The organism is Nevskia soli (genome assembly GCF_903970205.1).
Classification (GTDB): domain Bacteria; phylum Acidobacteriota; class Terriglobia; order Bryobacterales; family Bryobacteraceae; genus Bog-113.
The window spans coordinates 1-8,176 of record NZ_CAJCHS010000260.1 but is presented as its reverse complement, the minus strand read 5'-3'; the positions used below and the strand labels follow the sequence as shown (position 1 = coordinate 8,176).

Here is an 8,176-nt window from a genome sequence, read left to right as displayed (position 1 = left end):
CCTGTGGTGGCTCGGCCCAACCGGTGGACAGGGTTTGCGTTGGGGATTCGGTTTTGCACCAAGCGCAGGAGAGTGTTCTCCATGAAGCCGCCGCCGGGAAGTGTTGGGAGCCCCCCAGGCTTGTTGACGGCCAACAGATGGTAGTCTTCAAACAGAATTTCGAAGTTCTGAGGGGAATCGGGTTCGATCCAGGGAGGGCGGTTCCACACAAGGGCTTGGCCTAAAGCGACGGATTCGCTTCCGGTGGCGGTGCTGCCATTGAGGGTAACTTCGCCGTTGTTCAGTTTCTGTTGCCAGGCTTGCGGAGTGGAGTGGGGATAGAGGGTTGCCAAGTGGGAGAGGAGGGTCTGCCCATGACATTTGTTGCTGATGATTGTTGCGTAAGCATAGCCCCGGTTGAGCACGTCGTTTTCCGCCTCGGCCTCAATGTGCCGGCGGCGCATCCCCGCCCGGCTTCCCCCGTCGCATCAACAACACAAACGGAATCAGCGCGGCAATCAACAGCGCCATCCAGGAGAGGACATCCACATAGGCCAGTGCCGTAGCCTGCCCGGTAATCAGTAGGTTGATGCGCGCATACGCCTGCTGCGTAGCCGTCGCGGCCGGCAGCCCCGCGCTACGTAGTGTCGCGCTCATCCCATCTACCATCTGGTCAAACGTACTGTTCCCCGGTACCGCATGCGCGGTGAGATAAGTGATATGTTTCTGGCCCTGGCGCGTCAGCAACGTCGTGATCATGGCGATCCCGATACTTCCGCCGATGTTTCGGACGAACGCGTTCATCCCCGAGACCTGGTTATTCTGCACGCGCGCGATCCCCACGTACGCCAGCGTGTTCGATGGCAGGAAGATGAACGGCAGACTGACCGCCTGCAGCGTTCGCAGCAGAAATGCCGTGTGGAAGTCCAATGTCGTCGTAAAGTGGAGCATCATCCAGTAGAGCGCTGTCGACGTCCCCGCGAAACCGGCCGCCATGATCAGCCGCGGATCCATGCGCGACACCAGCAGCCCCGCCACCGGCATCATCACCATCATTGCCAGACCGCCGCCGCCGAGAGCCTCTCCAGCCTTTACTGCCGGATACCCAAGCAGCTGCTCCAGGAACTGCGGAATCATCACCGTCGTGCTGTAGAGAACCATTCCGAGCATGAATGTGAATCCCATCGCCACGGCGAAATTGCGATTCCGGAACAGACGGATATTCACGATCGGGAACGGATGCCGCCACTCCCAGATCGCCCACACGATGAACGTGACCAGCGCGACACCGGCAAACATCGTGATCCACCAGGTCGAGAACCAATCGGCTTCCTGGCCTTTGTCCAGCACCACCTGAAGCGAGCCGATCGCAACAGTGATCAGCCCGAGTCCCCAAAAATCAACGCTACTGGTCGACGCCCGCTTGCGTTCCGCGACCAGATACGGCGGATCTTCCACGAGCCGGTGCGTGAGGAACAACGAGAGAATCGCGACGGGCACGTTGATGTAAAAGATCCAGCGCCAGGAAAAATTGTCGGTGATCCACCCGCCCAGCGTCGGCCCGATCGCCGGCGCGACAACCACCGCCATGCCGTAGACCGCGAAGGCCATCCCGCGCTGCGCCGGTGTAAACGTATCGGCTAAAATTGCTTGCTCGCTGGGAGCAAGTCCCCCGCCGCCGGCGCCTTGGATGATGCGGAAGATCACCAGCATTCCGAGGCTCGGCGCCAGTCCGCATAGGACGCTGCTCACCCCGAAGATGGCCACGCAGGACATGTAGAAGCGCTTGCGGCCGAGCTTGGTCGCGAGCCACGCGCTGATGGGAAGAATGACTGCGTTCGAAACCAGGTAACTGGTGAGCACCCACGTGGATTCGTCCTGGCTGGCCGACAGGCTACCGGCGATATGCGGCAGCGCGACGTTGGCGATCGAGCTATCCAGGACTTCCATGAATGTCGCCAGCGTTACCGTGAGCGCAATTGCCCAGCGGTTGTGCCGGGGAGTCCATTCACTCATTCATTTCGGTCCTATTGTGAATTATCCAATCTGCCGTTTGGGGCTTTTTCCGCTATACTCACTAACCGATGCCTGAAGACACCATGCACAAACCCGGGAGTTTTTGCTGGATCGAACTCGCGACTACCGACCAGGATGCCGCGAAGAAGTTCTACTCCAACCTTTTCGGCTGGACCTTTATCGATAATCCCATGGGACCGGGCGAGGTCTACACCATGTTCCAGCTCAACGGCTTGGACACCGGCGCGGCATTCAAGATTGGAAACGATATGCCCGGCCTTCCGCCGAACTGGGCGCTGTATGTCGCCGTCGAGGATGCCGATACGACCGCGTCCCAAGCGGCGAGTCTGGGCGGCACGCTTCTGAAAGAGCCGTTCGATGTGTTCACGGTTGGACGTATGGCGGTGATTCAGGACCCCACGGGCGCCACGTTCTGCATCTGGCAGGCGAACGAGCACAAGGGTATCGGCATCGCGGCCGAGGAGAACGCGTTCTGTTGGGCTGATCTCATCACCAAGGACGCCGGGAAGGCGAAGCCATTTTATGAGCAGCTCTTCGGGTGGAAACTGATCGGTGCGAAGAATGATCCCTCGGGTTATCTTCATATTCAGAATGGAGACGATCACAGCGATATGATTGGCGGCATCCCGCCGCAAGGTCCGCAGCACGGCGCGCCATCCCATTGGCTGCTTTACTTTCAGACGTCGGATTGCGACGGAACGACTCAGAAAGCGGAGCAGCACGGCGCCCGCATTTATGCGCCGCCCATGTCGATTCCCGGAGCGGGACGGTTCTCGGTGCTGGCCGATCCGCAAGGCGCGGTCTTCGCGCTATTCGAACCGCAGAATGCCGCTTAGCACGCGGATCAACTCACGGATAGACCCGGCGCGCATCCGCTTCGTTTGCCAGTCGGGTTGCACCAACTGCTGCGATCAACGCGGCTACGTTTACCTGACGGAGTCCGACCTGCTGCGCGCCGCCGCATTCGTGAATCTAACGCCGGAAGAGTTTGAGAGGCGATTCGTTTATCGAACGCGCCACTTACTCCGGCTCCGCAAGCCGCCGCATTCGCAATGTCATTTTCTGGAGCGCGGCGGCTGCGGCATTCATCCGGCCAAGCCGACGCAGTGCCGGACCTTCCCGTTCTGGCCCGATCTTCTGGCGAGTGAAGAGGCGTGGAGCGAGACGGCGCGTTACTGTCCGGGAATGGGGCAAGGAGATTTTGTGCCGCTAGAGGAAGTCGAACGGTCGCTGAAGGAGATGCGGGAGGCGGATACTTAGTGGTCGACGCCCGCTGGAGCCAAGAAGATCTCAGGCGTCTCAACGTCGAGATCCACCCGGCAGCCTACAATACGGAAAGCGAACGGACGCCTCGAACACGATAATGATTCAGCGCGGAAACCAGGCTGTCCTGACGGGAGACATCATCGGTTCCAGCCGTTTGCCGCGACGCCAACTCGAAGCCGTTCGTTCTTCTCTGATTCGGGCTGTGGACGAGGTGAAGCGCTGGAAGCGAGGTTTGGTCAGGGGGAGGCCGGAGTTTTTCAGAGGCGACGGCTGGCAATTGCTTCTAACCGATCCGTCCATGGCTTTGCGCGTCAGTATCTTCCTGCGCGCTTCTTTGCTGGCTAAAGGGATAGCAGACACTCGGGTCGCGACCGGATTGGGAGCCGGCAGCGAGACTCCGTTCAAACGTGTTGCGTTGTCAACGGGACAAGCTTTCGTACTCTCGGGTCATGCTTTGGATCAGATGACTCAGTATTCGCGAATGACGATTGAAGTGCCAAAATCGGCTGGTCCGGTGTCTGACTGGATGCCTGTCATCGGTCATCTGTGCGACGCGTTGATCGGCCAATGGACGCGGCGCCAGGCCCAGATCGTTTGTGTTGCCATTCATCCGAAAGAGCCGGACTATCAGGATGTCGCGCGGCTGTTGCGTCCGACCGTCTCCAAGCAGGCCGTCGCAAAGGCGCTTAGGGCGGCAAACTGGCATGTGGTCCGGGAGACAATCCGTGGATTCGAGGAAATGCCGTGGGCAGCTTTGCTACAACGCGAAGAAACACCGTCCAAATCGACGGAGGCAGAGCGTCAACCAAAAATGGTTGTCTCCGCGCAGACAACCAAAAACGGTTGACGGGTTTTTTATGGCTTCCACGCTCTGTGCAATTATAACGGCATATCTACTCGGGGCGTTAATCCTTCGAGCAGATTTTCAGGTCGAGCGCACGCGGCCGATCTTGGGGCCACTCCTAAATGGCCTGACTGTTACTGCGATATCTTGCCTGTTGCTCGGAACCTTCCACTGGACCATCTTACTGAGCCTCCTGCTGACTCTGGTTGTGACAGCAGCCATAGAAGCGCATGTAACTCCGGATTCAACTACTTTGTTTGCCATATGTCACTGCTTGCGCCTGGCGGCATTCCTGGCGATAGCCTACTATCTCCCGGATGCGGTGAAAAACGGATGGTGGACAAAGAGTTTAAAGCCGGATATATGGAGGTGGTATTTCGGCTGTCTAAGCTGCGTCGCCGGAGTGATTCTCTGCGTCCCGGTCGGAAGCAACGTGATCGCGAGACTGATCAGCCGCTTCACGAATGAGGTTCGCGAGTATGATATCTCCGGACTGGCGGAAGGCGGGCGGTACATCGGCTATTTAGAGCGCATTCTGGTGATGCTCCTCGTCCTGATCAATCAGCCGAGCGGTATCGGCTTCCTCATCACTGCGAAATCGATTCTCCGCTTTGGCGAGATCAAGGATGCAAGCCAGCGCAAAGTTGCCGAGTACGTCATCATAGGGACATTCCTTAGTTTCGGATGGGCGCTGTTTATATCGATATTGACGCAGAAAGCGATCGGACACTGGATTCCCTAATCAAATGGACATGCGGAACGGCGCAATTTCACCCCGCCTCAATCACGCCACCCCGCAGCTCCTCGTTCTCACGATGCGCGTGGTGGGCCTGCTTATGGATCTCCCCGATACTCATCCCGGTCAGCGCCACGCACAGCACGCCAACGAGCGCCGGCGTCCATTGCATCACCACATACGCGATCAGGGCGAAACTCTTCGCATTGAAACTCTCCACCATCAGCACGCGCAGCGAAGTCTCGAACGCCAGCTGAAAGGTCCCTACATTACCGGGAGCATTCGGGATCATCGTCACCAGCCGCATGCCCAATAACACGAACGCGGATTCCCGCAGCCCGAAGTCGAAATTGCCGGCGCGTCCCAGGCACAGCACGGCCAGAAATTGGCACAGGAAGTAGAAAAAGCTCATGGCGAACGCGCAAGCCAACGTACGCCAGTTTCCCAGCATGTGGATCTCTTCGAGTAAGTGTAGGAACTTAGCGGTCCACGAGCGCCCGGACACGATGCGATGCGCGTGGCTGCGATAGAACAGCACAAACAGAATGATCGCGGCGATAATCGCCACGCTGACGCTGAGCACGAACATACCGTCGCGCATCCAGGCCGGCGTATTCGAGATATCGGCAGTGACGATATAGAACAGCGTGACCATCACCACACCGTCCATAATGCGCTCGACAACCGCGGCGGTCATTGACAGGGAAAACGGCACGCGGGCCCAGCGGGTCAGCAGGAAAGGACGGATCAGCTCGCCCGCCTTCAACAGCAGCACGTCGTTTCCGAGCACGCCGATGAACGTGGCCTGCACGCACTGCAGCAGCGTCGGTTGCTCGGCAGGACTCAGAATCACCAGCCATCGCCAGGAATCGATTATGTAAGACGTCAGTTCAGCCGCGATCGCCAGGATGACCCAAGGCCAGATCAGGGTTCTAACGTCGTGCCCGAATTGGGTGTAATCGAATTTGCGAAACGAGAAGTAGAGGCTGAGGCCGGACACCAGCAAGCCCACGACCGGAACGACCCATTGCGGAACCTTCGGACGGCGCTTTGGAGGCTTCATGCGCTACGGTGATGAGCTCAACCTGATTCTCGCACGCGCCAGGACCACGCTCCAGCAAGTTCCGGAACTCCAAAGTCGGCTTGCGCGTATAAACGCAATAAGCCGGAATCACGACAGGAGACCGCACCTTGGAATTGCGAATCGCAAATCTATCGAAGACTTACGCGAATGATGTCAAAGCGCTGGACGATGTCTCACTCGACATCCCGCGCGGCATGTACGGACTGCTCGGACCCAACGGGGCGGGGAAGTCGACGCTGATGCGCACGCTCGCCACGCTGCAATCGCCCGATAGCGGAACGGTCTTCCTCGGGGACCTGGACGTTCTCAATCAGAAAGATGCGGTCCGCCGTCTCCTCGGCTACCTGCCTCAGGACTTCGGCGTCTACCCGCGCATTTCGGCCGAAGACATGTTGGACCATCTCGCCATGCTCAAGGGCTACACACAACGCGGCGAACGGCGCGACCTGGTCGAGGGCATGCTGCGGCGGGTGAACTTGTATGATGTGCGCAAGAAGGCGCTCAGTAGCTTTTCGGGAGGCATGCGCCAGCGCTGGGGCATCGGGCAGGCGCTCATCGGAAATCCTCGTCTGGTGATTGTGGACGAGCCGACCGCCGGGCTCGATCCCGGCGAGCGCAACCGCTTCTACAATTTGCTGGCCGAGATCGGGGAAAACGTGATCGTCATCCTCTCGACCCACATCGTGCAGGACGTGATGGAACTCTGCACGAACATGGCGATCATCCATCATGGCCGCGTCCTCTTCGCCGGTACTCCGGATGACGCAGTTTCTTCCGTCGGTGGACGCATCTGGCGCAAGTTCATTCAGAAGGCCGAAATGCCCGAATACGAGTCCCGCTTCCACGTCATCTCGAATAAGCTGATTTCCGGCCGCCCGCTGATACACATCCACAGTTCCGATGCGCCCGGCGATGAGTTCGAGGCCGTCAATCCGGACCTTGAGGACGTCTTTTTTGCCCGCATTAAGGGCCTGAACTAAGTCGAGTAGAGAGACAACTAATGTTCAGCCAAATCTTCGGCTTCGAAATTCGCTACTGGCTTCGCTCATGGATGCTATGGATTTTCCTGTTCATCATCGCCCTGCTTATCTTCTTCGCGACCTCGACAGACCAGGTCACCATCGGCGGCGCGCTGGAAAATACCGATCGCAATGCGCCATACGTGATCCAGAACTTATATTCGTTTATTTGTCTGCTCGCGCTGTTGATGTCGGTCGCGTTTGTGAACTCGGCCGCAACGCGCGATTTCGCCCACAACACCGCGCAACTCCTTTTCGCGACGCCGCTGAAGAAGTTCAACTATCTGTTCGGCCGTTACCTGGGCTCGGCAGCGATCTCCGTGATTCCGCTACTCGGCGTCTCACTAGGGATCCTGGTTGCGAAGTACATGCCTTGGAACGATCCCGACCGCTGGGGTCCGATCCACTGGATGGCCCACCTGAACGGAATTCTGCTGTTCGCGATCCCGAACTCGCTTCTTATCGCGGCGATCATCTTCGCGATCGCGATCATGACGCGCAACACCGTCGTATCGTTCGTCGGCGGCCTGGTGCTACTCACCGGATACGGCGTCGGCGACGCGCTGGTGAAAGACATCCGGCACGAGCGCATCGCCGCGATTCTGGATCCATTCGGCATCCGCACGTTTGTGCTTGTAACTAAGTACTGGACTGTCGCCGAGAAGAACCACAATGCGGTAGGTTACGGCGATCCGCTGCTACTCTGGAATCGCGTCCTGTGGCTGGCGGTTTCCGCCCTGATCTTTGCGTTCGCTTACTCGCGATTCCGTTTTGAAGAACGCGCTGTAAAGCCCAAGAAGGTTCGGGTAAAGAAGGCCAAACCGGAGGCGGTCCGCTTGCACGCGCCCACGGCCGCGGTTCCCCATTTCGGCGTTGGCGCGCAACTAACTCAATTCCGCGGCTCGACACGCATCGAGTTTCTCGGCCTGGTCAAGTCGGTACCGTTCATCGTCATCACCATTGCCGCTCTCTTGAACTGCATTACTTCGCTTTTAGTTAGTGGAACCGACGGTTATGGCAACTCCTCATTCCCCGTCACCTATTACCTTATCGATGTAATTCAGAGCACACTCTATACGTTTCTGTTCGCGATGATCACTTACTACGCCGGCGTGCTTGTAGGGAAAGAGCGCGACGCGGGTGTCGACGATATCAACGATACCCTGCCGCGCCGCGATTGGCCGGCTTTGGGATCCAAACTGATCGCACTG

The 8,176-nt window shown here is 58.3% G+C and carries 8 protein-coding genes and 1 pseudogene; 6 read left to right on the top strand and 3 right to left on the bottom strand.

Translation table 11 applies throughout. The annotated features are described in order from the left end of the window. Positions 1 to 404 (bottom strand): annotated as a pseudogene (locus H1Y01_RS11870) (RNA pseudouridine synthase); the annotation flags it as partial. Positions 405 to 423: 19 nt separating this feature from the next. Next, positions 424 to 1,995, bottom strand: a complete 1,572-nt coding sequence (locus H1Y01_RS11865) for a DHA2 family efflux MFS transporter permease subunit (protein ID WP_180540735.1) — start codon at positions 1,993 to 1,995, stop codon at positions 424 to 426. Between the two features lie 68 nt (positions 1,996 to 2,063). On the opposite strand from H1Y01_RS11865, the gene H1Y01_RS11860 reads away from it, so the two are divergent. The 4 genes from H1Y01_RS11860 to H1Y01_RS11845 all read left to right on the top strand — a co-directional run bounded on the left by H1Y01_RS11860 (position 2,064) and on the right by H1Y01_RS11845 (position 4,868). Continuing rightward, positions 2,064 to 2,852: a VOC family protein gene (locus tag H1Y01_RS11860; RefSeq protein ID WP_180540734.1), complete on the top strand. Its 789-nt coding sequence runs from the start codon at positions 2,064 to 2,066 to the stop codon at positions 2,850 to 2,852. Then, the gene (locus tag H1Y01_RS11855) at positions 2,842 to 3,276 is read left to right on the top strand and encodes a YkgJ family cysteine cluster protein (RefSeq protein ID WP_180540733.1); all 435 of its coding nucleotides are present in this window, start codon (positions 2,842 to 2,844) and stop codon (positions 3,274 to 3,276) included. Before H1Y01_RS11860 ends, H1Y01_RS11855 begins: the two co-directional genes overlap by 11 nt. A 103-nt stretch (positions 3,277 to 3,379) precedes the next feature. After that, a complete protein-coding gene (locus tag H1Y01_RS11850; RefSeq protein ID WP_180540732.1) occupies positions 3,380 to 4,129 on the top strand; it encodes a hypothetical protein in 750 nt (249 codons plus the stop codon). Positions 4,130 to 4,232: 103 nt separating this feature from the next. Then, complete coding sequence (locus H1Y01_RS11845) at positions 4,233 to 4,868, top strand: hypothetical protein (RefSeq protein WP_180540731.1); 636 nt, start codon at positions 4,233 to 4,235, stop codon at positions 4,866 to 4,868. Positions 4,869 to 4,896: 28 nt separating this feature from the next. Here the strand turns inward: H1Y01_RS11845 and H1Y01_RS11840 are convergent, their stop codons facing one another. After that, positions 4,897 to 5,925: a lysylphosphatidylglycerol synthase transmembrane domain-containing protein gene (locus H1Y01_RS11840; RefSeq protein WP_180540730.1), complete on the bottom strand. Its 1,029-nt coding sequence runs from the start codon at positions 5,923 to 5,925 to the stop codon at positions 4,897 to 4,899. A 128-nt stretch (positions 5,926 to 6,053) separates the two neighbouring features. Between H1Y01_RS11840 and H1Y01_RS11835 the strand changes: the two genes are divergently transcribed. Continuing rightward, complete coding sequence (locus tag H1Y01_RS11835) at positions 6,054 to 6,926, top strand: ABC transporter ATP-binding protein (protein ID WP_180540729.1); 873 nt, start codon at positions 6,054 to 6,056, stop codon at positions 6,924 to 6,926. Positions 6,927 to 6,946: 20 nt separating this feature from the next. Beyond that, a partial coding sequence (locus H1Y01_RS11830) for an ABC transporter permease (RefSeq protein WP_180540728.1) occupies positions 6,947 to 8,176 on the top strand: 1,230 nt, incomplete at its 3' end.

Excerpts from the sequence above, each read along its gene's own strand:
- H1Y01_RS11865 (WP_180540735.1), bottom strand. The coding sequence starts at position 1,995 with ATGAGTGAATGGACTCCCCGGCACAACCGCTGGGCAATTGCGCTCACG.
- H1Y01_RS11860 (WP_180540734.1), top strand. The coding sequence starts at position 2,064 with ATGCCTGAAGACACCATGCACAAACCCGGGAGTTTTTGCTGGATCGAA.
- H1Y01_RS11855 (WP_180540733.1), top strand. The coding sequence starts at position 2,842 with ATGCCGCTTAGCACGCGGATCAACTCACGGATAGACCCGGCGCGCATC.
- H1Y01_RS11850 (WP_180540732.1), top strand. The coding sequence starts at position 3,380 with ATGATTCAGCGCGGAAACCAGGCTGTCCTGACGGGAGACATCATCGGT.
- H1Y01_RS11840 (WP_180540730.1), bottom strand. The coding sequence starts at position 5,925 with ATGAAGCCTCCAAAGCGCCGTCCGAAGGTTCCGCAATGGGTCGTTCCG.